Here is a 25,589-nt window from a genome sequence, read left to right as displayed (position 1 = left end):
GACCCCGGACCTGGTTCTGATGGATGTGGTTATGCCGGGCCTGAACGGCTTTCAGGCAACCCGCCAACTGACCCGCGCCCCGGAAACCGCATCCATCCCGGTCGTCATCGTAACCACCAAGGACCAGGAAACTGACCGAGTTTGGGGCACCCGACAGGGCGCCAAGGGTTACCTGGTCAAGCCGGTTAACGAAGACGACCTGATCAAAACAATCAACAGTCTGATTGCCTGATCCCCAACCGTGGAGTAAGCATGTCCGCCCAGGCCGCCCCTTTTGCCGTTCTGACGGATATCGCCGCGCGCAGCCGGTCGCTGGCTGCCGGCCTGCCGGAACAACAGCAAGCCGTTGAACTGTGGAACGGCATCGGCTTCGTTCTCGCAGGCGAACGGTACGTTGCCCCCATGGGCGAAGTCACTGAAATCCTCCACGTCCCCCGGTTTACCCATATACCGGGGGTTCGCCCGTTTTTGCTTGGCGCGGCCAATGTTCGCGGCCGCCTCCTGCCCCTGGTTGATCTTGCCGGCTTTTTCGATATTCCCCGCTCTTCCCGTAGCCAGCGGGAACGGCGCGTGCTGGTGGTAGAGCAGGGTGACATTTTCAGCGGGCTGGTAGTCGATAGTGTGCTGGGCATGCAGTATTTCGCAACTGACAGTTTCAAGGATTCGCCCGAGGGCGTGCCTGAAAACGTTCGACCGTTTGTCTCAGGCGGTTATGAACGCAACGAAGAAGTCTGGAAAGTGTTTTCGGCCGTCGATCTGCTCGAGGACGAACGATTTCTTGACGTCGCACAGTGGTAAGGGTGGTGACAATGGCAGGAACATCACCCTGACCGCCTGAAACCCGAAAAAACAAACTTGCCAATTTCTTGAAGAGGCCGGGAGCCAGAAAATGAAGAACAGAGCCGGAAGACTCAGTATGGGACAGGGAGGCAACAAGCTGGTTGCCGGCCTGATCGCCGCGCTGATCGCACTCACTATCCTGCTCGTTGTGGTGCTGTTCGTTATCAATGCAGACAGCCAGAACGATCAGGAATACATCGCCAACACCGCCGAACTGAGAGTGCTCTCTCAGGAGATTGCGAAGAACGCGACCGAGGCTGCCGGCGGTACCGCCGAGGCCTTCAACCAGCTGCGCCGCTCCCGTGACGAATTCCAGCAGCTCTGGACCAACGTAACCGAGGGTAACCCGGAAACCGGTCTGCCGCCGAGTGAACTGGCCCAGCAGAGTGGCGTTCAGGAAAACTGGAATACCGTGCGGGAAAACGCCGACAGCATCCTCTCCACCCAGGATGCGGTGCTCGGTCTCCACGAGGTTGCCCGGACTCTGAACGAAACCATTCCGCAGCTGCAGGTTGAGTACGACGATATCGTACAGATCCTGCTCGACAACGACGCACCCGCCGAACAGATCGCATTGGCGCAGCGTCAGTCACTCCTGGCGGAGCGGATTGTTCGCTCGGTTAATAACGTACTCTCCGGTGACGAAGACGCGGTTATTGCCGCAGACCGTTTCGGTCGTGACGCAAGCTTGTTCGGCCGAGTGCTCGAAGGCCAGCTGAACGGCAACCCTGCCATGGGGATCTCTCAGGTAAATGACGAAGACGCCATCTACGGTCTCGAAGCTGTCGATGAGCTGTTCCAGTTCGTCTCCCAGAACGTAGACGCAATCCTTGAAGCCTCTCCCGACCTCTTCAAGGTTCGTACTGCTGCCAGCGACATCTTCCAGAATTCCGAGATCCTGCTCTCCGAACTCTCTGTACTGGCCGAGAACTTCCGGACCCAGTCCGGCTCGCGCCTGGTCAGCCCGACCCTGGCCTTCGCGATCCTCGCCGCCATGGTTGCCATTGTTGTGTTTATCGGTCTGGCCCTGTACCGCGAAGCCCAGGCCCGACTGGCTACTACGCAAGAGCAGAACGAACAGAACCAGAACGCGATCCTGCGACTGCTGGACGAGCTGGCCGACCTGGCTGATGGTGACTTGACCACCGAGGCCACGGTAACCGAAGACTTCACCGGTGCCATCGCCGACTCCATCAACTACGCGATCGACCAGATGCGCGGACTGGTACAGGCGATTCGTGGTACTGCCGTACGGGTAGCGTCAGCGGCCCAGGAAACCCAGGCCACTGCGATGCATCTTGCCGATGCTTCCGAGCACCAGGCCCAGGAAATCGCCGGCGCCTCCGCCGCGGTGAACGAGATGGCCGTGTCCATCGACCAGGTATCCTCGAACGCTGCCGAGTCCTCCGCGGTTGCGGAGCGGTCGGTTGCGATCGCCAAGAAAGGCGCGGAAGTGGTACAGAATACCATCCGCGGCATGGACAACATCCGTGAGCAGATTCAGGAAACCTCCAAACGGATCAAGCGTCTGGGTGAATCTTCCCAGGAAATCGGTGACATCGTATCCCTGATCAACGACATCGCCGACCAGACCAACATCCTGTCCCTGAACGCGGCGATCCAGGCCTCCATGGCCGGTGACGCTGGCCGGGGCTTCGCGGTTGTTGCCGACGAAGTACAGCGACTGGCGGAACGCTCCTCTGCAGCGACCAAGCAGATTGAAGCGCTGGTCAAGACGATCCAGTCGGATACCAACGAAGCCGTTATCTCCATGGAACACACCACCGCCGAGGTGGTCCGTGGTGCACGTCTGGCTCAGGACGCGGGTATCGCCCTCGAGGAAATCGAGAACGTATCCATGTCTCTGGCGGAACTGATCCAGAACATCTCCAACGCCGCACGTCAGCAGTCTTCTTCGGCGGCGCACATTTCCAACACCATGAACGTTATCCAGGAAATCACGTCCCAGACGTCTTCCGGTACCAACGCGACTGCGAAGTCTATCGGTAACCTGGCAGAAATGGCGTCCGAGCTTCGGTCCTCCGTTGCCGGCTTCACTCTGCCGGAAGAAGACGTGGCTGATTACGAGGAAGAGGAAGACAGCGACGTTCCGGTGGTGGGCTGATTTCCGTTCCAGGGCTGTTGACGGTTTATGGCGCAAATGCATAACAACCTGTCACCTGCCGAGGGCATCTGGTCACTGCGTCGACTCCCGGATATGGACGAGGCGCAGTTCAGCCAGTGGCAAACCCTGCTGGAACACCGAACCGGGATCACCCTGTCTTCCGAGCGCCGTTCGTTTCTGGAAACGAACCTTGGCATCCGGATGCGGGAAATCGGCTGCAGCAGCTATCAGGCCTATTACGAAAAGATCGTATCCGGGCCGGATGCAATCAGGGAATGGTCAACGCTGGTGGACCGGCTCACTGTCCAGGAAACCCGGTTCTTCCGGGATCCCGACGCTTTCCGGCTGGTATCCGACTATGTCCTGACACGGCCGCGGGAACAGCTGAAAAAGCGCCCCCTGGAGGCCTGGAGTGTCGGATGTTCCACCGGGGAAGAGCCCTACACCCTGGCCATGGTGCTGAATGAATGCATGGAGCAACTGGCATTGCAGCCTCTGTTCGGTGTCACCGGCTCTGATATCAGCAAGCCGGTGATCGAGAAGGCCCGGAACGGTCAGTTCAATCCCCGCAAACTGCTGGGAATGGACGAGGAAATGAAAGCACGGTATTTCCGCCCGGCCGAGCGGAACACCGTAGAAATCGTGAACAGCATCCGCGACAGGGTGTGCTTTACCAGACTGAATGTTCTGGACCTGGATAAAGCACCCATGCACGGGATGAACATTATCTTCTGCCAGAATCTGCTGATTTATTTCCGTCGCTGGCGCCGGCGGGAAATTGTCAAGCGACTTGCAGAGCGGCTGGCGCCCGGGGGGTTGCTGGTACTGGGCCAGGGAGAGCTGACCGACTGGCAGCCTCCAGGGTTACAGAGAGTCCCCTCGGAACATGTGCTGGCGTGGATCAAACGCCAGACTGACGAAGAATAACCGGAGTGGTTATGGGCAATCACCATGACAGCATCGCCCTCGACTGGGTTCGGGGAGAGATACAGGACACGCTGACCCAGGGTCAGCATGCACTGGAAGCGTATGTCGAGAATCGTGACGACACCGCGCGCCTGCGCTTCTGCCTGAATTATCTCCATCAGGTACATGGCACCCTGCAAATGGTCGAGCTCTACGGTGCAGCCCTGCTCACCGAGGAGATGGAAAAGCTCACCCAGGCCGTACTCAACGAAACCGTTGCCAATACCGACGAAGCCGTTGAAGTCCTGATGCAGGCCATCCTGCAGTTGCCCCAGTACCTCGAGCATCTGGCCAGCAGCCAGGACGATTTCCCGATGGTGCTGCTGCCACTGCTTAACGACCTCCGGGCCGCCCGTGGCGAATCCCTGCTGTCTGATACCTCGTTGTTCAAACCGGACCTGGCCCCCTCGCGAATCAGCGTGACCGGCAAGGTCTCCCAGCGCCTGCAGGACCCCACAGTCCTGGGCCACATCCGCAAGCTGCGTCAGATGTACCAGTTTGCGCTGGCCGGTGTTATCCGGGAAGCGGATCTCGATGCCCATTTCGAGTACATGCAGAAGGTGATCCAGCGACTGATCCGCTTGTGCCAGAAGACGCCCCGGGGCGAGCTCTGGAAAGCAGCCAGTGCGTTCGTGGAAACACTGCAGGCACACGTCAATCCGGTGAATGCGGCGGTGAAATCCCTGCTTCGGGAACTGGACAGTGAAATCCGCCGACTGACCGATGAGCATGCGGATATCCTTCAGCAACCAGCGCCGGAAGCGCTGCTCAAACACCTGCTTTACTATGTCGCCCGTGCCCGGGATCTGGATTCGCCCCAGGTAAGTGCCTTGCGGGATGCCTACCAGCTGAACCAGGCACTGCCTTCGGAAGACGACGTTGATGCCGCCCGAACCCGTGTCTCCGGCCCGGGTCGGGATGCCATTCATTCGGTTGTCGGCGCGCTCAATGAAGAGCTGGCGAAACTGAAGGATCAGCTGGATCTGTTTGTCCGCTCAGAGCTCCGCCAGAACAGTGAGCTTGACGACCTGTTGCCGGGTCTGCGCCAAGTGGCCAATACCCTGGCTGTACTGGGTCTGGGCATACCGCGGAAAGTGATCACCGAGCAGGTCGAACTGGTTGAGAAACTCAGCGCCCAGGCCGAGCTGGTTGACGATGGCACGCTGATGGATATCGCCGGCGCACTGCTTTACGTCGAAGCCAGTCTCGCCGGCCTGGACAGCGAAGGTCAGCAGGAGTCGTCCGCTGACGAAACCTCCGATACACCGATTAACCTTGGCTCCCGGGAACTGGGCGAGGCCAGCGGCGCGTTGCTGCGAGAATCACGGAACACTCTGGAGCAGGTGAAATCCGCCATCGTCAATTTCATTGCCTCGCAATGGGATACCCGGGAAATCGAGCATGTCCCCGGCCTGCTGCACAGCATTCGCGGCGGCCTCAGCCTGATTCCGCTGGACCGGGTTGCAAGCATGCTGGCCTCGGCAGAGCGCTACATCAGCGATGTGCTGCTGGACGGCAAGCAGGTTCCTGACTGGAAGCAGCTCGACATCCTGGCCGATGCGGTTACCAGCATCGAGTATTACCTGGAGCGCCTCGCTGAGGGGATTGGTGAAAACGATTCGATTCTGCGGGTGGCCGAGGACAGTCTCGCTTCCCTCGGCTTCCCGGTCGGGGCTGAGCCCACCTGGACTGAAACCACGGCCCATGAAGAGACCGTCGCTGAACCGTCTTACGAGCAGGACGAAGCCAGCGTTTCGACCGCCCCGGAAGAGGCCAAAAGCTCGGATTCGGAGCTCCTGGACGACGAAATTCTTGGCATTTTCGTTGAGGAAGCCGAAGAGGTTCTCGAGACCATTCATGAATTCTATCCCCGTCTGCGCCAGAATCACGACGACCGTGAGGCTCTGACCGAAGTTCGTCGTGCTTTCCATACGCTCAAGGGCAGCGGACGACTTGTGGGCGCGACCAGTATCGGCGAGCTGGCATGGTCTGTGGAAAACCTGCTGAATCGGGTGATCGATCAGACCATTCGCCCCACCGAAGACATGTTCACCCTGGTGGACGAGGTCAATGCCCGCATTCCGTCACTGATCCGTGAATTCAAGGACGGCCAGACCGCAGGCGACGTGGAGGAGCTCATCAACCGGGCCGAGGCCATGGCAACCACCCGTCGCACCGACGACGATGCCGTGACGGCGCAGGACATTCCCGAGGTCGAAGACACCGTCGCCGACTCGGGAGAAGAAGAGCAGGAAACCCCGGAATCCATCGTTGAAGAAGCCACCGTTGAGGCCGTGTCGGATGAGTCCGCCGATGACGATGACCTGATTGACGATGAAATACTTGAAATATTCGTCGAAGAAGCCGGTGAGGTGCTGGACACCATTCGCGAATACCTGCCAATGCTTTTGCGCCAGCACGATGACCGCAGCGCTCTGTCAGAAGTTCGCCGTGCCTTCCACACGCTGAAAGGCAGTGGCCGTATGGTCGGCGCGCTGGTTGTTGGCGAATTGGCCTGGTCCGTGGAAAACATGCTGAACCGCGTTATCGACGGCAGCATCTTCATGAACGATGACATCGCCAGTCTTCTGGAGGATGTCACTGCCAGCCTGCCGGCCCTGGTCGACGATTTCGAGAAGCGCCGTGCGGCTTCCTTCGATACCGCCAACCTCGAAGCCCGCGCCAACGCCCTGGCCAGCGGTGAGATTCCCGATGCCAGCATGATGCCGGCGGCCGAATCGGACGGCTCCGAAACCGTAGCGGAAGATGAGATCACCGCTGCAGGCGCAGAGATCGAGACGACTGAAGAGGATGCGGTCGACCCGGTATTGCTGGATATTTTTGAAAGTGAAACCGAGACCCATCTGCAGACGCTGAAGGATTTCCTGTCAGCAGCCGGAGACAAGACCACGGTTACCTACACCGATGATCTTTCCCGGGCCCTGCATACACTCAAAGGCAGCGCCCATACCGCCGGCATCGCACCCATTGCTGCTGTAATCACACCACTGGAACGCTTCGTCAAGGAATCCCGGGCACAGAACAAGCGGGCCAACCGCGACGTGCTCTCGCTGATCGAATCCGCCTGCGATTTCCTGACCCAGGGCCTGGCCCAGATCCGTGAAAATCCACAGGCCTCGCTGCCTGGCACCGAAGCCTTCCTCGAGAAGCTGGACCAACTGACCGAAGAGACACTCCGCGGCCACAGCGAGGAAGCTCCGCGCCAGCATCCGCAGCAGGCTCCGTCACGGCTGGTTCAGCTGTTCCTGAACGAAGGCCTCGACATTGTTCTGGATGCTGACCGGATTCTCGACCACTGGGCGGACAACCCCGGCGAGATGGAGTCGTTGAACCCGTTGCGTTCCGAGCTGGAGCAGTTGACCTCCGGCGCCTCCGAAGCAGGGCTCGGCGACGTCGCCGCGCTCTCAAGCGCGTTGAAAGACACCTACGACGAGGCCGCCAGACACGATGAAGCGCCGGACGAAACCTTTTTCGAGACCGTTCGGGCAGCTCACGAACAGCTGATCAACATGATGGATCAAGTGGCTGCCGGGCTTGCCACGGAATCCAGCGACGACATGGTTACCGCGCTCGAAAACCTGAAACGGGCCCCGAGCACAGAAAACCAGGAACCCGACGCCTTCGAGCAGGAATTCACCGGTGAACTCGAGGAAATCGATCTCAGCTTTGAGATGGATGAAACCGAAGTACCGGCAAATGAAGAACCAGCGGCGGCCGAACAACCGCCGCTCCCGGAAATGTCGGAATCCGATGATGACATGGACGAAGAGCTTGCGGAGATCTTCCTGGAAGAGGCCCGCGACCTCATCGACAGCACCGCCGAAGCGCTGCAGAGCTGGAGCGAAAATACCGGAAACCTGGATATCCTTCGGTTGCTGCAGCGGGATCTGCATACCCTTAAGGGTGGTGCACGCCTGGCCGACATTCCTGCCGTAGGCGATCTTTCCCACGAGTTGGAAAACCTGTTTGAGGGACTGACCGAGCAGCGGCTATCGATCAATGATGAGCTCTCAGATCTGCTGTTCCGCTGCCACGATCGGCTTGCGGGCATGGTCGAGAACCTTGAAGCCAAGGAGCCACCGCGCCCTGCGCCGGATCTGATTGGCGAAATCCAGGCGTACATCGACAGCGCCACCGGAACACGCCCGGTCACCAATGTTGCGAGCCCTGAAGAAGAAGCAGAACCGGATTTCAACGACGAAGAGCAGGCCCCGCTCCCGGAAGTCGAGGAACCCGTCGATTCCGATTCAGAAACCGCGGAAACCGGCGAGGCGGAAGACGGCGTTGCCGATCTCTCGCACCTGGATCCGGAGCTGGTCGGCATTTTCCTGGAAGAAGCCTACGACCTGATCAACTCTACCGGCAGCGCCCTGCACACCTGGACCGAAGACCCGTCGGACCGGAGCATTGCCGCGGAACTGCAACGGGATGTCCACACGCTCAAGGGTGGCGCCCGGATGGCTGGCGTTGAGGCCATTGGCGACCTGACCCACGTTCTCGAAGACCTGTTCGAAAAGGTTGCAGAGGGCCAGCTGGAAGCCAGCGACGCCATGAACGACCTCTTGTTCGCCTGCCATGACCGGCTGGCGCAAATGGTTGAGCAGGTGGCGACGCAGAAGCCTTGCCCACCGGCGGAGGAGCTGGTCGCTCGCGTCCAGTCCATCCTTCGGGGCGAGTCGGCGCCGTCCGAGGAGTCAGCAGAGGCCCCCGACCTCAGCGAGACTCTGACACAGGCCAGCGATGATGACCTGATCGGCATCTTCCTGGACGAAGGCCTGGAAATCTACGACGCCATCAGTGAGTGTCTTGACCAGTGGCGCGAGGAACCGGAGGAACTGACCGGACTGACCCAGCTGCAGCAGGAACTGCAAACCCTCAAGGGTGGTGCACGACTTTCTGACGTCGATCCGATTGCCAACCTGGCAGAAGCCTGGTCCGACGCTCTGGATCCCCTCATCTCCGGGTCCAATAACCAGAAGACGTTGCTGAAGCTCAGCGACCGGGCATTGGGCAGCCTGAAGACCATGCTCAACAGCCTGGAACAGGGCAGCAAGCCCGAGCCGGATGCGGACCTGATCGAGGACTTCCGGGTGGCCCACGAAGTGGCCGCCGAAGAGACCGCTGCTCCCCGAGAAGAGTCCCAACAGGAAGCAATCGATCCGGAAGTACTGGAAATCTTCCTGGAGGAAGCCGGTGAAATCATGGATCAGCTGGAGCAGCTGCTCGATGACTGGCGCAAGGAGCCGGCAAACCACACCTTCAACCAGGAAGCCCAGCGTGCATTGCATACGTTGAAAGGCGGCGCTCGCCTCTCCCAACTGACTCAGCTTGGGGACAGCGCCCACGCCTTTGAGACACGTCTGATCGACCTTGGCGGCAATGCCCCGGATGAGTCCCAGTGGCAGGCCATCACCGAAGATCACGACGCCATCATCGCCCTGGTTGCCGACATCCGTAAGGGCTATGAGTCCGGCATGGGTGTGCCTTCGGCAAAGGCCGAACAGCCTGCGCCAGCCCCGGCCGCGCCGGAACCGAAAAAGCCTGAAGAGCCAACGCCTCCCGCCCAGGCAGAAAAACCGGTAGCACCGGCACCGAAGCCCGGGAAATCGCCGGCCAAGGTTCGCAAACAGGCGGCCGAGGCACAGCGGGCGGCCCAGGAGACCATTCGGGTGTCCGCACCGCTTTTGGATGAGCTGGTCAACCTGGCGGGTGAAACCAGTATTACCCGTGGCCGGCTTGAGCAGCAGACCAGCGATTTTGGCCATACCCTGGACGAAATGGCCGCAACCATCGAGCGTCTGCGTGAGCAGCTACGCCGGATGGAAATCGAGACCGAAGCCCAGATCCTGTTCAGTGCCGAGAAAGAACACGGACCGGATTACGGCGACGACTTCGACCCGCTGGAGATGGACCGCTACTCCTCCATCCAGCAGCTGTCCCGGGCTCTGACCGAGTCCTCCTCGGACCTTGCAGACCTGCGGGAAACCCTGTCTGACCGGGTACGGGACACCGAAACCCTGCTTGTGCAGCAGTCCCGGATCAACACGGAACTCCAGGAGGGTCTGATGAAGACCCGGATGATTCCGTTCGCCTCCATGGTGCCGCGTCTGCGGCGCATCGTTCGCCAGATCAGCGGCGAACTGGGCAAGAAAGTCGACTTTGATGTCCGCAACGCCGAAGGCGAAATGGACAGGAGCATCCTGGAGCGCATGATCGCACCCCTGGAACACATGCTCCGGAACGCCCTGGACCACGGCATCGAAAGCCCGGCGGACCGTAAGCAAGCCGGTAAGCCGGAGACCGGCGAAGTCACACTGTCACTGACCCGCGAAGGTGGCGACGTTGTCCTGAGGATGATCGACGATGGCGCCGGCATTCCCTCTTCGATCATTCGCGACAAGGCGATCCGTCAGGGCATGCTGCGGGAAGACGAGGATCTGTCCGAGCGGGAAATCCTGCAGTTTATCCTGCAACCCGGCTTCTCCACCGCCCAACAAGTGACCCAGATTTCCGGCCGCGGCGTGGGCATGGACGTCGTTGCCAGCGAGATCAAACAGCTTGGCGGCAGCCTCGACATCGATTCCGCCGTTGGCCGCGGAACCACCTTTACGGTTCGCCTGCCGTTCACGGTTTCCGTCAACCGGGCGCTGATGGTGTCCACCGGCGAGGATTTCTACGCGATCCCGCTGAACACCATCGAGGGTATTGTCCGGGTCAGCACCTACGAGCTTGAGGAATACTACAAGCCGGACGCGCCGATGTACGAATACGCCGGCCAGGAATACCGGCTCCAATATTTGGGCAGCCTGCTGAACAGCGATCACCATCCGAAGCTGCAGGGGCAGGCCCTGCCGCTGCCGGTGATTCTGGTGCGCGGCGCTGAGCAGCCCATGGCCCTGCAGGTGGACAACCTGATGGGCAGCCGGGAGATCGTTGTTAAATCCCTTGGCCCGCAGTTCAGTTCGGTGCGCGGTGTGTCCGGTGCCACCATCCTGGGTGACGGGAACGTGGTGGTGATTCTCGACCTGCCTGCGATGATCCGTTCCGACATCCTGTCCGAGCGCCAGCGCCTGGCCAATCTCGAGAAAGCCCGGGAGTCTGCACGGTACGAGGAGCAGGCTACCGTGGTCATGGTGGTGGACGACTCGGTTACCGTACGGAAGGTTACCTCACGACTGCTGGAGCGCAACGGCATGGAAGTCATCACTGCCAAAGACGGCCTGGACGCGGTCGCACAATTGCAGGATCACAAACCGGACATCATCCTGCTGGATATCGAAATGCCGAGGATGGATGGTTTCGAGGTTGCCAGCTTCGTGCGCCACGACGACAGCCTGCGGGAAATTCCGATCTGCATGATCACCTCACGGACCGGCGAGAAACACCGAGAACGCGCGCTGGCTATTGGTGTGAACGAGTATCTCGGCAAGCCGTTCCAGGAAACCGAGTTGCTTGAGACTATTGAGCGGCTGACCGGACGTCAGTGATGGCCGGCCAGACTGGCCGGCCAAGGGTCGGGATCGTCTCGGATGTGGTTCTGCAGCGACACCGACTGCAGGCCGCGACATCAAAGTTCGGTCTGGAGGTGCGTTTTTCCGGGGATCCCGAGCGTTTGCTGGGCTACCCGGAGTTCCCGGATGCCAGCCTCTGGCTGGTTACCCTCGAAGACGAGGCAGATCACCCGTTACTGTTCGATCACCTGCTTGAAAATACCGACGCACCGGTACTGTTCGGATTGGATGAAGCACCCAAGCCGGGAAGTACCGAGTATTTTCGCTGGGAACGACGTTTACTGGGCAAACTTGAGCAGCAACTGGGACATCTGGAAGAGCTGGACTCAGAAGCCACTCTGACAGAACTGGAGCAGGAAACGCCGGCACCAGCACCATCGCCGGGACTTCCTCACTGGATAACGCCTGCCGTACCCGGTTCGGTGGCCGAGGAAGTCTGGATTCTGGGCGCTTCACTGGGAGGGCCGGCGGCGGTTAAGACGTTTCTGGACCACCTGCCGCCGAATCTGCCCGTGGGCTTCATCTACGCCCAGCACATAGATGGTAACTTCACAGAGGTTCTTACGCGGGTACTGGGTCGCCACGCCCATTACCACCTCAAGCGAGCCGAGGAAGGTTATCGGGTCAAGAATGGTGATGTGGTGCTGATGCCGGTGGAGCACGAATGGAAGCTGAAAGAGCACGGAGCCCTCACCGAAACCAGCAATGCCTGGCCGGGGCCCTATGGCCCTTCCATTGATCAGGTCCTGCTTAACGTCGCGGATCATTACGGCCAGCGCTGCCATGCTATTCTTTTTTCCGGCATGGGTAATGATGGCGCTATTGCAGCGCCTTTACTGAAAGCCTACGGTAGCCGGATCTGGGTCCAGGAGAGCACAAGCTGCGGCAACAGCTCTATGCCCGAATCCGTCGCCGCCACCGGTTGCAGCGGTTTCTGTGGCACCCCGGAGCAGCTGGCACGGGAACTGGTAAAAACCATCGAAGAATCCTGCCTGCTCAAGAGCCGGCAGAAACGGGACTCCGCCTGAGGTAACACGCAATGAATGACAACAGCCAATCCCTCTCCTGCGTCATGATTCCCATGAGCGGACGGCAACTGTTGCTGCCCAACGTCTCGATTGCGGAAGTGGTCGACTATGCCAGCGCTGATGCCGGCGCGAACACGCCGGAATGGCTGGTTGGCTACCTTGACTGGCGGGGCCTGCAACTTCCGGTGATTTCATACGACGCGGCTAACGGCGGAGCCCTCACCGTTCCGGGCGATAATCGGGGCCGCATCGTGGTCCTTAATACCATCGGCGATCACCACAAGGAAGTCCCGTTTATGGCACTGGTTACCCAGGGCATTCCCAGCCAGGCCCGTTTGGCGGAAGACCAGGTCAGGAAGCTGGAGGGTGAACCGGGGCCGGCGGATCTGATGCAGGTCGAGGTTGAAGGTGAGCATGCCTGGATCCCGAATCTGGAATTTCTGGAATCCCTGGTTGTAAAGTCCCGACACTGACCCGTGCCACTGCCGGACATGGCAGACAGCCCTGCAAATGTTATAATGTTTCAAATTTTGCAGGATTGCGACCATGTCTGCCCGTGCTATTCCCTACCGGCCTCACAACCACGATGCCTGTGTCAGTCAGGCCCTGACTGACGCCCGGACCATTTGCCAGCGGCAGAATGCCCGACTGACGCCCATCCGGGAACGGGTTCTGGAGCTGATCTGGCAATCCCACAAGCCGCTGGGCGCCTACGACGTGCTGGCGGAGCTGTCGTCCGATGGTCATAACGCTGCGCCGCCCACCGTTTACCGCGCACTGGATTTCCTTCAGCAGCATGGGCTGGTGCACCGCATCGCGTCGCTCAACGCCTTTATCGGCTGTACCCACGCGGGTGAAAGCCACACCGGTATGTTTCTGATCTGTCGCGCCTGCGGCAATGTGCTCGAACTGACCGCTCCAGAGGTGTCAACAGAGGTTCGTAAAGCCGCATCCGGCGAAGGCTTCCGGCCCGAGACCACGACGCTTGAAATTGCCGGCCTTTGCCCCCGATGCCAGTCGGAGCCCGGCCATGACTGATCCTCTGGTCAACCTGGAGAACCTCACTGTCCGGTTTGACGAACGCCCCGTGGTTGATCAGGTCAACCTGAAGATTCACCGTGGCGATATCATCACCATCATTGGTCCAAACGGGGCAGGCAAGACGACACTGATCAAGGCCGTACTCGGCATCCAGAAAGTGTCTGAGGGTCAGGTGTCCCTGAAAAAGAACCTGGTGATCGGGTACGTCCCGCAGCATCTGACGCTGGAGGCCACACTGCCTCTGAGCGTCAAGCGGTTCATGCTGCTCAGCGGCCAGTCCCTCGCGGAATGTGAGTCTGCCCTTGCCCGCACCGGCGTCGGACACCTGCTGCATGCCTCCGTGCACCACCTCTCCGGGGGAGAGAAGCAGAGGCTGTTGCTGGCCCGGGCCCTGGCCCGCAAACCGGACCTTCTGGTCCTTGATGAGCCCGCCCAGGGCGTCGACATCAATGGCCAGGCGTCATTGTATGATCTGATACGCCAGCTAAGGGATGACCTGAACTGCGGTGTTATCATGATCTCCCACGACCTGCACCTCGTCATGGCAGCAACCGACAAGGTTATCTGCCTGAACCAGCATGTCTGCTGCAGCGGTTATCCCGAGGACATCTCCCACGACCCGGCTTTCATCGAGACATTCGGTCGCCCCGTGGCAGAGTCCCTCGCGGTCTATCATCATCACCACAACCACAGCCACGATCTGCACGGGGATGTTGTCGAGGGCAGACACACGGAATGTGACCATGCCCATCATTGACGCAATTCTGGACGATTTCTTCTGGCGCGCCCTGATCGGCGGACTCGGCGTGGCCCTGGTAGCCGGGCCATTGGGCTGTTTCGTGGTCTGGCGACGAATGGCCTATTTTGGCGATACCCTGGCACACTCGGCCTTGCTCGGCATCGCCCTGAGCTTCCTGATCAGCGTACCGCTGAACCTTGGTGTGATCATCACCTGTGTGGTGCTGGCCATGGCACTGGTACTCCTGTCACGGACCCGGACTCTGGCAACCGATACCCTGCTGGGCATACTGGCCCACAGCGCCCTGGCCATAGGGCTGGTAACCCTGAGCTTCATGCCGGATGTCCGCGTCGATCTGACTGGCCTTCTGTTCGGGGATCTGCTGGCCATGAGCCGTGAAGACCTGCTGTGGATCTACGGCGGCGCGGCACTGATCATTATCCTCCTTGCCGTGCTCTGGCAGGGGTTGCTGATGAGCACGATTCACGAAGAACTGGCCCGGGTGGAGGGTGTTGCCGTAGAGCGGCTTCGCCTGGTTCTGATGCTGATGTTCTCACTGGTCATCGCGGTAGCCATGAAAATCGTCGGCGTGCTGCTGATTACCGCACTGCTGATCATTCCTGCGGCAACCGCCAGGCGCCTGGCCCACAATCCGGAGATCATGGCGGCCATGGCCGTCGGATTCGGGTTTGTCGCGGTGAGCGGCGGTCTGAGTCTGTCCTGGCACCTGGACACACCGGCCGGCCCTTCCGTTGTTGTTACGGCTTTTGCCGTATTCCTGCTGGTCTACGGCGCAGCTGGCAAAGTCCGGACCTGAGCATTTCCCTCTCTTCACGAGCTGGACTAGAGTATAGGAGTAACGTCGGTCTGTTCTGAGGGTACAGACCCAGCCGCAAAGGACGCCCGGCATGGAAAGCTCGACTCCAGCCCGTTTCCGCAGACCGGTCTTATGGCCAGGAATCTGGATTCCCCTGCTTCTGGTCGCCGCCGGCCTGCTGGTAACCGGAATTACTGCAAACATTGAAGCGCGTCGGGCCATGGCGCTTGCCGAAGCGCGATATCACGCCCAGCATCAGGCCCTGGTGAATCATCTGCTGGCCAACGTTCCGGACCAGTCTATGGTGGGCGACCACAACCAACCCGTGTCTGCCTGGCTCCAGGCCTTGTTCAGTGACACCCTGCCGGATTCTCTCGGACTGCGCATCGACACCCTCGAACGACATACCAAGATGCCGCTGTTGGAACTGGGCACCAACGGTTCGGTGGACCCGACACGGGCGCTGCGTACCGAAGTTTCGCCAATGGATCAGAACTGGATACTCACGACCGTACCGTCGCCAGAGGGACTTGAAGCGGTCGCCCAAGCCTCCCGACGAACCGTCTGGATCGCCGGTGCAGCCCTGTCGGTGTTCGCGGCCGCCCTCACCCTGGTGCTGAACCGACGGCTACACCGGCAAACACTTCACATTCGTGGTCTGGAACAGAGAGAAATTGGTGCTGACCATCAGATCGCCAACTTTCAGGTCGAAAAATCGATACTTCGGCGGGCACTGAACGATAGTGAGCAACGGAGCCGGGATCTGGTGGCCCTGTCCGGTGCGGTCATATGGGAACTGGACGAAAGAGGCAGGATCGGTTTTGTTTCACCGCAAATCGCCGAACTTCTGGACCAGGCACCCGCTGACCTGGTCAACCAGCCCCTGGAGGAACTTGTTGCACCGGCGTCCCGGGACAATTTCCGGCGAGCTCTCGCGGCCGCCCGCAGTGACAGTTCCATTGAACGCGTTGACCTTTCCCTGGTCCATCGTGACCAGGAGACGGAGATTCCAGTAGTACTCAGGGTTCGGGCACTGAAAGACCCGGTTCACGGCCTCTCGGGCTTCAGGGTAAGCACCCTGCAGCGAATGGCGCTCTACTCGAGCGCTTTGTGACTGCCATCGCAGAGAGGGGCGTTACCGGTTTGCTTGCACCCGCAGAACCACACCCACTCTTTCTTCTCCGCCTCGTATTTGATCGGGGTTATCCCGGTCCCCTTGTGGGAACCGTCACAGAATGGCTGGCTACCACTGCGGCCACAGGCACACCAGAAGTAGTTCTTGCCCGCCTCAACCATCACAGAGAACGGTGTCTTGCTGGCGACCACCGGTTTTTCATCCGACATAACGTATTCCCCGATTCGTGACTTTACTGCACCAGTATAGTCACTCTTTCGGAAGCCCTGTGTTCAGAGCGGCCTGATGACATCGGGCAGGCGCCGGGTTTCCGTGAGTTCCATAAACTCATCGCCAAGGCGATCACTCTCGGCAATCGCCGAACGCCAGGCCCGTTCCCGGCCGGCATCGTCACCGGCATAGCGCTCGAAATCCTTCCGGTCCGGGAGCTTGCGGTCAGGCAGGGACTCCAGATAGCTTCTTGATGGCGCAACCAGCAGCACGTCCTGCAACCGGGAGGCGTCGCCCCGCCGCCAGGGCAGGGACTTGTCGAACCAGCCGGGAACCACCTTATCGGTGAAATGCGGGTAGAGCACCACGCCAGGCTGCTGGTAAGGCAGATCCAGGTGGTAGTCCAGCAAACCACCGTCTCGATAGACACCCTCGGGCGCGCCGGGGATATTGCGGACACCGGACATCACCAGGGGGATAGATGCGGAGGCCAGGAGAGCAGGCAACAGGTTATCGCGGTTAAACGCAACCTCGTGGCTGGGAAAATCCACCAGTTTGGACACAGGCGCTTTCAGGCGGGCGTCATGGATGATCCCCCGCTCCATGAACCTGCCCAGATGACGACGACTGACCATGTTGGCGCTGATCGCGCCCATAAGGCCGAGCCCCAGCCGGCCCCGGGCGTCTTCCGCCAGCATGCCAAGGCTGCGAACGACCACAACGTTCAGTCGGTACCATGGGTGGTTCAGAATGGCGTCTTCCCGCCCACCGAGCAGCTCTTCCAGAAACAGCACGCTCTTGCGGCTCACTTCCGCAGCGCTGACACCTTTGGCAAACCGCTGGGCGGTATAGAGTTCAGCCAGCCGGCCGAGCGGGGCTTTCGGGTCATCGGAGGAAGCCACCGCGGCAAAACGCCAGCTGCCGATCGACGAGCCGATCAATGATCGCTCCTGCGGAACCCTTGGCAACCAGTCACCGAAAATGGCTTTATCCAGGCCACTTATTCCCAGAGCCTTGGGGCCACCGGCAGCACCCGGAATCACGTGCACATCTTCCGGTGAAAGCGGTTTTTCCCTGAGGCGCTGCATCGCGCGCCGGCCTGCCCGGATCGTCAGAGCCGGTTCTCGGATGTGAATAGCAGTCATAGGATGGTCCCTGGGCGTGTCCCTGAATCAGTCCCGCGGAGTTTAACGAAGTGGACAAGGCGCGGCCAACTGAACAAAACTAATGGTGGTCATAAACGGCGCTGTCTGCTTCATTAAATGAACGGCCATGCTAGACTTCAAGACTGTCCCGGCACCGGACGCGGGCGGATAGGACTCAGACAGCAGGAGTATGCTGTGAATTTTTCGGTACCACCCTCCACCCTTGCCACCAACCCGACACTCGCGGTGCTGGGGTTCAAGCGCCAGTTGGTCTATCACCTGCATTTCTGGGCGTTCATCGCGGTAGCGCCCCTTGTAATGGTGCAGTGGCAGCAATCCCATTATCTGCTGTCTGCACTGTTGGTTCTCTTTGGCGCCAATGCCCTTCTGGTCATCGCTTTTCTGAGGTTCCGCGGCACTTATTTTCTGAAAGGCCGTCTGTTTCCCCTGTTCGCTGTAGTTTGTGCCGCGTATTCGACACACATCAATGGCCACGCCGGCCTCTACTGGGCCTATCCTGCCGCCACGGCCCTGTTTTTCCTGTTACCGCTCAGGGAGGCGATTGGAAGTAACATTGTTTTCGTTGTCGTTATGGCCGTCGTGTCCTTTTTACGATTTCCCGAGGCCGACTTCTGGCGGATAACCTTTTCGCTGGGCCTCACGTGCCTGTTTGCCATGATTTTCGCCTGGCTGGTGGGCAAGCTTCAGCAGGAACTCACGCGACTGGCAACCACCGATCCCCTGACCGGCTGTCTGAACCGTTCGCAACTGGCTGACATCCTCAACGGTCAGATTCAGATGCGGGAGCGGTATGAGCGGGTCTCCAGCCTGATTCTGCTGGACCTTGACTACTTCAAGACGATCAACGATCAGTGGGGTCATCTGGCCGGCGACAAGGTGCTCACGGAAATGGCACTGCGCCTGAGATCCCGCCTGCGCGAGAGCGATCAGCTGTTCCGGATTGGTGGTGAGGAGTTCATGATCGTTCTGCCGGAAACCCGCCAGAAAGATGCCGATGTGCTGGCGAATCAGCTTTTGACCAGCATCAGCGCACGGCCATTCCAGGAAGATATCAAGGTAACCGCCAGTGCCAGTGTCGCCGAGGTCAGCAAGGGTGAGACCTGGTCAGTCTGGCTGAACCGGGCGGACCAGGCGCTTTACGAAGCAAAATCCCGGGGTCGCAACCAGGTCGTCAACGCGGCCCGGCCGCTACCGGTTGTAGGCCGGGGTGCCGAGGATATGCCCGATTCCGCATCGGGCTAAGGAAAGCCCGCCCCGGGGGTTATCCCTCGCAGCGCTTGCGAAACTCCCGATAGGCACTGAAAACTTCCCAGGGGCACTCCAGATGGGGGTAGTGCCCGATATTCCTGAGGGTGACCACATCACCATCGGGCATCAGTTCCCTGTAGCGTCTGACCATGCCGGCACCCGAGACCGGATCGGCGGTACCCGAAATCAATCGCATCGGCTGCGTTGCCTTCTGCAGCGCGCCAACCCACCGGTTGCGGTGACAGCGTCGTTCTTCCATGAACTGGATCAGATGATGCAGGATGCCCCGGCCGTTGTTGTAGGTCAGCAGGTGCCAGAAATCCTCCATATCCTGTCGATCAGGCGGATTCTGGCTTCCGAATAACCGGCGGAAGTTTCGCTCGAAACTGCGTCGGGTCAGGCCTCGGCTGATCAGCCCGCCAAAGGGGCTCCCCAGCAGCTTCTGAATAAGCAGGGGATTGTGGACCTCGGGGAAAAGGGCGCCGTTGAGGAAACAGACACTCGCAATCCGGAATGGCAGCAGGTCCTCTTGCTCCCTCGCCAGAAGCTCCTGGGCAACACTGCACCCGTAGTCATGAACCAGAAGGTGCACGGACGGCAGACCCAGACCCTCAATCCAGCCCTGAAACAGATCCGCCTGGTCTTCAATGCTGTAATCGTAATCGGCGGGTTTATCGGAAAAGCCAAAGCCCAGCATGTCCAGGGCCAGCACGTTGTGCTGCTGAATCAGCATCGGCCAGAGTCGATTCCAGTCCCAGCTGGCAGTGGGAAATCCATGGATCAGCACCAGCGGTTCTCCCGAGCCTGCCATCCGGCTGAAGATGGCATGTCCCTCGAAACTGAACCACTTACCTCCATGTTGCCACCCTTCTAGGGTGCCTTCCTCGCGCCCCGCGGCGGAAACCCCACCAACGGTCGGCATCACCTCATCCATGCATTGTCCCCGACGAACATTGATAGCCTGAAACTGTAGAACAAACCGGCCGCCACTGCCATAGCCCCACCGCCCATACCATTGGGCGTGGCGGCCAAAGTGGTCTTTTCCGACGATGCCTGCGTAAAGCGTAGAGATGGCGGGCAAATTGCCTTAAGCTTTGGCCCTCGTAAGACACTGCTAACCGGAAAAGACTATGAGTAAACTCCTTGACGACCTCTCAGGGCACTTCCGTGCCATCATCGATGGCCTGGGCGAAGACCCGGATCGCGAGGGTCTGCAAGACACTCCAATGCGCGCGGCCAAGGCCATGCAGTTCCTCACGTGCGGGTACCAGCAGGACCTTGGCGACCTGGTGAACAATGCGGTATTCGAATCGGCCATGGATGAAATGGTCGTGGTTCAGGATATCGAACTCTACAGCATGTGTGAGCACCATATGCTGCCGTTCATCGGCAAGTGCCACATTGCCTACCTGCCCGCTGGCAAGGTACTGGGCCTGTCCAAGTTTGCCCGCATCGTCGACATGTACGCCCGCCGTCTGCAGATCCAGGAAAACCTGACCCGACAGATTGCCGAAGCTGTTGAGAGCGTCACGGGCGCCAAGGGCGTGGCCGTTGTCATCGAAGCCCAGCACATGTGCATGATGATGCGGGGCGTGGAGAAACAGAATTCCCGCATGAAAACCTCGATGATGCTGGGGCAGTTCCGCAAATCCCAGGCGACCCGCACAGAGTTTCTGACGCTGATCAGTAACAATCGCTGAACTATCTGACCCGAGGGAGGGCGCATGACAGACGTCAACGGGAATCACCTGGCAAAAGTCCGCATCAAGGATCTTCTTCTCAGGGCCTACATCGGCATCAAGGAAGAAGAAATCAATAATCAGCAGGACGTGTTGATCAACGTTGCGCTGACTTATGATGCGACGGAAGCCGTAAACCAGAATGAAATCTCTGCCGCCCTCAACTATCGAACCATCACGAAGCAGATCATTCACCACGTGGATGGCAATCGCTTCGCCCTGCTGGAACGCCTGACCCACGAGGTCCTGACCATTGTCATGGAACACGAGGCGGTCCAGTGGGCCGAGGTGGAAATCGACAAGCCCCACGCGCTACGCTACGCGGAGTCCGTGTCTGTCTGTCTGCAGGCACACCGTTAATCCAGCGAGGTTTCGCCAGCATCATGCCCAGTACCAGCCCGGAACAGTTGCGTGACATCCTGACCACTGTCAGGACCATCGCCCTTGTCGGCGCGAGTGAAAAGACCAGCCGGCCTTCCCATGAGGTCATGGAGTACCTGCAGTCCCAGGGCTACCGAATCCTACCGGTCAATCCCCGCCTGGCAGGTCAGACCGTGCTCGGTGAAACGGTATACGCCGACCTCCGAAGCCTTCCCGAACCGGTGGACATGGTTGACCTGTTCCTGGCGCCGGAGCGCACCGATGCGATTATCGACCAGGCCATCGATCTGAAAATCCCCGTGGTCTGGCTCCAGATTGGCGTCATCAACCATGAAGGGGCGGCGCGAGCGGAAGCCTCGGGGCTGACCGCGGTGATGGACCGTTGCCCCAAGCAGGAAATTCCCCGGCTGGGGATTGCCAGAGTTTCCGGAAACGCCTGATACCCGATCTGCATCAGGAACTGCGTCACACTTCCAGCACTCTTCTGTAACCGGTCTGTCAGGTCTGACATAATCACCGGACATAAAACAGAAGACTGGTAGAGCCATGTGGTTCCGACGTAAATCCAGCAAACAGCACCGACATTCCGTCTCGGCGCCGTCGGCGCTCGCAACTCATTCGGACTCCCCTGTTTCGACTCTCCAGCGGGTGCGCTTACCGGTGGACCTTCTCCAGCCCGGCATGCGCGTCGTGAGCCTGGACCGGCCCTGGACCCAGGTGCCGGTTCTGTTTCAGGGCTTCACCCTGACTGATGACAACCAGGCGCAGATTCTGCGGCAGTACTGTGAGTGGGTTCTGGTGGAGGATGAAGAATCACGCCTGAACCCGGTGCTCGATCAGATCTCGCTACTCAAGCGTCGCACCAGCGAACCGCTGCCGGAAACCTGCTCTCTCCAGCAGGAACTCCCAAGGGCACACGCAACCTGGAGCCGGACCCAGGCCTTTGTGGAAGAAGTCACCCGACAGATTGAAGCCGGCAATGACCTCAACCTCCAGAGCGCCCGCCCCATCATCCGGGAGTGCGTCGACAGCGTGAAAGCCAACGCAAGCGCCATGTTCTGGATGAGCAGGATAAAGTCCCGGGATGCCTACACCGCAGAGCATTGCCTCAGGGTGGCTATATTCTGTGTCGCCTTTGCCCGCTTCCTGGGCATGCCGGACGAAGACCTGGAGACCGTGGGCATGTGCGGTCTGCTGCACGACCTTGGCAAACTCAGGGTTCCCGACGAGATCCTCAATAAACCCGGCCCGTTGACGCCAGAAGAGCACAGCATCATGCGACAGCACACAACGCTGGGTTACGAATTGCTTTGTGCTGATGTCAATCTGGATCCGATTATCAGCGATGTCTCCCGTCACCACCATGAACGCATGGATGGTCGCGGCTATCCTGAACAGCTGGCGGAGTGGCAGATCAGCCGTTTCGCCCGTCTGGTTTCCATCGTCGACGCCTTCGATGCCATTACCAGCGACCGGTGTTACCGGGATGGGCTACCGGCCTCCGAAGCCATTCGCATCCTGTTCCGTAACCGCGGCCAACAGTTCGACGCTTCCATGGTGGAAGCCTTCATACGGATGATTGGCGTGTATCCGCCCGGCAGCCTGGTCGAGCTGTCGACGGGCGAAGTGGCCATCGTCCTGGCGACCCACCCCCGGCGCAAGCTGAAACCAAAGGTGGAGGTGCTGCTCAATGGCGACAAGCAGCCAGTCACCCCGCGTATCATCGACCTGGGAGGCACGGGTTCCGAACCTGACGAGGGTTCTCCGGAAATTGCACGGCCACTGTCCGACGGCGCCTTTGGAGTCTCGCTTCGGAACCGAATCAAGCAACTGATGGCGGTGGCCGGTAGAAATGCTTCATAATTGCGCTGGCGCTGCCGACTGCCCGGTACCACCGTTTAAAGTCACGGAGTAACCTGTGGAACAACCTGTATCACCTCCCAAACCTGTTGTCTCGGGCCTGCTGAGCCCGCTGTTTCCGGTGGTGATCTTTCTGGTTTTCCTGGGTCTGGCAGCCGGCCTGCGCTACGGGCTGGTACAGCAGGACAAACGTCAGATAGAAGCAAACCTGACCAACGAAGCCCGGGCCATGGCCAACCACCTGGAGCGGGAATTTCTGATCCACGCCGAAGCCATCCGGCGCATGGCCAAACGCCTGGAGGCAGACCCTGCCAAAACCAAACAGGAGTGGCGGCGGGATGCCCGCAACTACCTCGACGACTTCGGCGTTTACCAGGCCATTGAGTGGATTGACTCCGATTTCATTATCCGCTGGCTGGAGCCGATTACCGACAACGAAGAGGTCATCGGCTACAACGTCGCCTTCAACGAGGAACGGCGCCAGGCACTGGAACGGGCGAAACAGTCCGGCAGCTGGGATCTTTCCGGTATCATTAATTTGCGCCAGGGCGGCAAGGGCATGGTGATCTATGCACCGGTGGGTGCCGGCCCCGAGAATAATGGCTTTATAGCGGGCGTGTTCAGAATGGAAGTGCTGGCGCGCCAGCTTCTCACCGAGCGGGTTCTGGAATCCTTCCGGGTCGAGATTCGCGAGGCCGGCGAGGTGAGCTATGAACTGAACGTGTCCCAGCCGGTTAGTCGCGACTTTGCCCAGACCCAGGACGTTAATTTGCCGACCCTGGACTGGACATTGACCCTGCGCCCTTCCACTGAATGGGTGGAAAGCCAGTACAGCTATTGGCCGGGGATGACCTTTGCAACCCTTTTGCTGATGGGTCTGCTGACCAGTCTGACCACGCTGCTGGTACAGCTCATTCTCAAGCGCAACCGCGCGCTGCTGAAGACCCGCCGGGAACTGGATCAGGAAATCGCGCAGCGCACCGCCATTCAGAAAGATCTGGCGCGACTGGAATCCACCGACACCCTCACCGGCCTGGCGAACCGTCGGTTCTTCATGGAAGACCTGTCCCACACCCTGAACATTGCCGATCGCCAGATGCGCCAGGTTGCCCTGGTGATGCTGGACCTGGACCGTTTCCAGACCCTCAACGACTCCCTCGGCCACCAGTTCGGGGATGAACTGCTGATCAAGGTGTCCGAGCGGCTGAACCGCCTCAGCAATGAACGCCTGCTGGTGGCCTACTCCGGGGGCGATGAGTTCATGTTCTGCCAGCAACAGGTGGACGACATTGACGACATCATTCACCTGCTGGGCCAGATCAAACAGTGCTTCGACCAGCCCTTCGATGTTCAGGGACAGTCCCACAGCATTACCGCCACAATGGGTGTAGCGGTGTACCCGCAGAGCGGTCTGGATGCGGATACGCTGTTGCGCAATGCCGACATTGCCCTCTACCGGGCCAAGGAACAGGGCCGGAATACCTATCAGTTCTATACCGAGGGCATGCAGCAACGGGAAGTCATGCGTCTTGAACTGGACAAGGATCTGAGCCAGGCCCTGGCCAACAACGAATTCGTGCTCTTCTATCAACCCCAGCTGAACCTGAACACCGGTGAAATCCAGAGCGTCGAGGCGCTGATCCGCTGGCGCCATCCCCGCCGCGGTCTTCTGCCGCCGGTGGAGTTTATCCCGCTGGCGGAAGAGAGCGGTCGGATCACTGATATCGGGCGCTGGGTGGTCATGGCGGCCTGTCGGCAGTTGGCCGCATGGAAAGGCACTCCCCATGAGGGCCTGCGCATTGCGGTCAATCTCTCGGGCCGGGAGCTGGACGACGAGGATCTGGTGGACCACATTCGGGAAGCCCTGGCGGCGGAGAATGTGCCGGCGAATCGCCTGGAGGTCGAGCTCACCGAGGAAATCTTCATCCAGAACATCGAGCACAACCTGAATCAGCTTTCGCGTCTGCACCAGTTGGGTGTTCACCTTGCCATTGATGACTTCGGGGTGGGTTATTCGTCGCTCGGTTACCTTCGGGATTTCCCCGTTGACCTGCTGAAAATCGACCGCTCGTTTATCACGGAAGTCACGGAACGCCATGACGACGCGGTGATTACCCGGGCGGTGATCAACCTGGCTCACAACCTGGGTATTGAGGTGGTGGCCGAGGGTGTGGAAACCGAGGAGCAGCTGAGTTTCCTGAAGAATCATCGATGTAACTTTGCCCAGGGTTATCTGATCAGCCGGCCGATTCCGGTTTCCGACCTTGAGAAGGCCCTGGCTTCCGGTGTTCTGGTGGCGGGCATTACGGCCGATTCCGGATTGTAATTGCCGCGGCCCGTCCCCAAGATACGGGTAAATCCTTCAGGTGAGATTCTATGGCCGCGCAATACCTGACTCCGGAGCAGGACGATAAAATTCGCCAGTGGGAACGCTGGAACCGGAACTATTTCATTTTCGCGTTTGTGGCGCTGACCGTCATTCTGGTTTTCAGCAGTCAACTGGGGTTGTCCAGCGGTGAAAGCTGGGGCCCCCTGGGTGTTCTGATCGCTGCGCTGATCACGCCTATTATTGTTCTGCAGCTGAAGCTGGCGTGTCCGGCCTGTGGCCACAAGATTGGCTGGCAGGCGAAGCTGATGGCGCCGGATCAGTGCAAGACCTGCGGTACGTTTCTTCGCTCGCGGGATTGATAGCCGTCCTTCGATTTTCCCTCCTCAAGAAAACCTTTGACCTGTGAGTTGCTCACAGGTTTTACTCTATTCTT

The 25,589-nt window shown here is 59.6% G+C and carries 21 protein-coding genes; 18 read left to right on the top strand and 3 right to left on the bottom strand.

Translation table 11 applies throughout. The features are described 5' to 3' along the window. From KYE_RS09595 to KYE_RS09545, 11 genes are all read left to right on the top strand, one after another. A partial coding sequence (locus KYE_RS09595; RefSeq protein ID WP_008172778.1) for a response regulator occupies positions 1–232 on the top strand: 232 nt, incomplete at its 5' end. A gap of 20 nt (positions 233–252) precedes the next feature. After that, complete coding sequence (locus tag KYE_RS09590) at positions 253–798, top strand: chemotaxis protein CheW (protein ID WP_008172777.1); 546 nt, start codon at positions 253–255, stop codon at positions 796–798. Positions 799–889: 91 nt separating this feature from the next. Further along, the gene (locus KYE_RS09585; RefSeq protein ID WP_039881966.1) at positions 890–2,965 is read left to right on the top strand and encodes a methyl-accepting chemotaxis protein; all 2,076 of its coding nucleotides are present in this window, start codon (positions 890–892) and stop codon (positions 2,963–2,965) included. A 27-nt stretch (positions 2,966–2,992) separates the two neighbouring features. Next, the gene (locus KYE_RS09580; protein ID WP_039881965.1) at positions 2,993–3,892 is read left to right on the top strand and encodes a CheR family methyltransferase; all 900 of its coding nucleotides are present in this window, start codon (positions 2,993–2,995) and stop codon (positions 3,890–3,892) included. A gap of 11 nt (positions 3,893–3,903) precedes the next feature. After that, positions 3,904–11,439, top strand: a complete 7,536-nt coding sequence (locus tag KYE_RS09575; protein WP_008172772.1) for an Hpt domain-containing protein — start codon at positions 3,904–3,906, stop codon at positions 11,437–11,439. Continuing rightward, the gene (locus tag KYE_RS09570) at positions 11,439–12,491 is read left to right on the top strand and encodes a chemotaxis protein CheB (protein ID WP_008172770.1); all 1,053 of its coding nucleotides are present in this window, start codon (positions 11,439–11,441) and stop codon (positions 12,489–12,491) included. The genes KYE_RS09575 and KYE_RS09570 overlap by 1 nt, the downstream gene beginning before the upstream one ends. An 11-nt stretch (positions 12,492–12,502) precedes the next feature. After that, positions 12,503–12,964, top strand: a complete 462-nt coding sequence (locus tag KYE_RS09565; RefSeq protein ID WP_008172769.1) for a chemotaxis protein CheW — start codon at positions 12,503–12,505, stop codon at positions 12,962–12,964. Positions 12,965–13,037: 73 nt separating this feature from the next. Then, positions 13,038–13,529, top strand: coding sequence for a Fur family transcriptional regulator (locus KYE_RS09560; protein WP_008172768.1), 492 nt, complete (start codon positions 13,038–13,040; stop codon positions 13,527–13,529). After that, the gene (znuC, locus tag KYE_RS09555; protein ID WP_008172767.1) at positions 13,522–14,289 is read left to right on the top strand and encodes a zinc ABC transporter ATP-binding protein ZnuC; all 768 of its coding nucleotides are present in this window, start codon (positions 13,522–13,524) and stop codon (positions 14,287–14,289) included. Before KYE_RS09560 ends, znuC begins: the two co-directional genes overlap by 8 nt. Then, positions 14,276–15,088, top strand: a complete 813-nt coding sequence (znuB, locus tag KYE_RS09550; protein ID WP_008172766.1) for a zinc ABC transporter permease subunit ZnuB — start codon at positions 14,276–14,278, stop codon at positions 15,086–15,088. The genes znuC and znuB overlap by 14 nt, the downstream gene beginning before the upstream one ends. A gap of 91 nt (positions 15,089–15,179) precedes the next feature. Beyond that, positions 15,180–16,202, top strand: coding sequence for a PAS domain-containing protein (locus tag KYE_RS09545; protein ID WP_008172765.1), 1,023 nt, complete (start codon positions 15,180–15,182; stop codon positions 16,200–16,202). Here KYE_RS09545 and KYE_RS09540 read toward each other — a convergent pair. Continuing rightward, positions 16,184–16,432 (bottom strand): CDGSH iron-sulfur domain-containing protein, encoded by a 249-nt coding sequence (locus tag KYE_RS09540; protein WP_008172764.1) that lies wholly within the window; start codon positions 16,430–16,432, stop codon positions 16,184–16,186. The genes KYE_RS09545 and KYE_RS09540 overlap by 19 nt on opposite strands. A 63-nt stretch (positions 16,433–16,495) precedes the next feature. Then, complete coding sequence (locus KYE_RS09535) at positions 16,496–17,578, bottom strand: patatin-like phospholipase family protein (RefSeq protein WP_008172762.1); 1,083 nt, start codon at positions 17,576–17,578, stop codon at positions 16,496–16,498. 195 nt (positions 17,579–17,773) lie between these two features. On the opposite strand from KYE_RS09535, the gene KYE_RS09530 reads away from it, so the two are divergent. Next, positions 17,774–18,841, top strand: a complete 1,068-nt coding sequence (locus KYE_RS09530; protein WP_008172761.1) for a GGDEF domain-containing protein — start codon at positions 17,774–17,776, stop codon at positions 18,839–18,841. Positions 18,842–18,860: 19 nt separating this feature from the next. Here the strand turns inward: KYE_RS09530 and KYE_RS09525 are convergent, their stop codons facing one another. Beyond that, on the bottom strand, positions 18,861–19,781 hold the full coding sequence (locus KYE_RS09525) for an alpha/beta fold hydrolase (protein WP_008172759.1): 921 nt from the start codon (positions 19,779–19,781) through the stop codon (positions 18,861–18,863). A gap of 196 nt (positions 19,782–19,977) precedes the next feature. Here KYE_RS09525 and folE point away from each other — a divergent pair, with 196 nt between their 5' ends. The 6 genes from folE (at position 19,978) to KYE_RS09495 (ending at position 25,515) form a co-directional block, all read left to right on the top strand. Continuing rightward, the gene (gene folE / locus KYE_RS09520; protein WP_008172758.1) at positions 19,978–20,547 is read left to right on the top strand and encodes a GTP cyclohydrolase I FolE; all 570 of its coding nucleotides are present in this window, start codon (positions 19,978–19,980) and stop codon (positions 20,545–20,547) included. Between the two features lie 24 nt (positions 20,548–20,571). Beyond that, entirely contained in the window at positions 20,572–20,946 is a 375-nt protein-coding gene (gene folX / locus KYE_RS09515; RefSeq protein ID WP_008172757.1) for a dihydroneopterin triphosphate 2'-epimerase, read from the top strand. Between the two features lie 23 nt (positions 20,947–20,969). Further along, the gene (locus KYE_RS09510; protein WP_008172756.1) at positions 20,970–21,407 is read left to right on the top strand and encodes a CoA-binding protein; all 438 of its coding nucleotides are present in this window, start codon (positions 20,970–20,972) and stop codon (positions 21,405–21,407) included. A 106-nt stretch (positions 21,408–21,513) separates the two neighbouring features. After that, entirely contained in the window at positions 21,514–22,830 is a 1,317-nt protein-coding gene (locus KYE_RS09505; RefSeq protein ID WP_050898293.1) for an HD-GYP domain-containing protein, read from the top strand. A gap of 55 nt (positions 22,831–22,885) precedes the next feature. Continuing rightward, positions 22,886–25,153 (top strand): EAL domain-containing protein, encoded by a 2,268-nt coding sequence (locus KYE_RS09500; RefSeq protein ID WP_008172754.1) that lies wholly within the window; start codon positions 22,886–22,888, stop codon positions 25,151–25,153. 50 nt (positions 25,154–25,203) lie between these two features. Then, positions 25,204–25,515 (top strand): hypothetical protein, encoded by a 312-nt coding sequence (locus KYE_RS09495; protein WP_008172753.1) that lies wholly within the window; start codon positions 25,204–25,206, stop codon positions 25,513–25,515. Positions 25,516–25,589: the final 74 nt, after the last annotated feature.

The organism is Marinobacter manganoxydans MnI7-9 (assembly GCF_000235625.1).
GTDB classification, from domain to species: Bacteria; Pseudomonadota; Gammaproteobacteria; order Pseudomonadales; family Oleiphilaceae; genus Marinobacter; species Marinobacter manganoxydans.
Note: the sequence above shows the minus strand (reverse complement) of the source record. Positions and strands in the feature narration are given on the sequence as shown.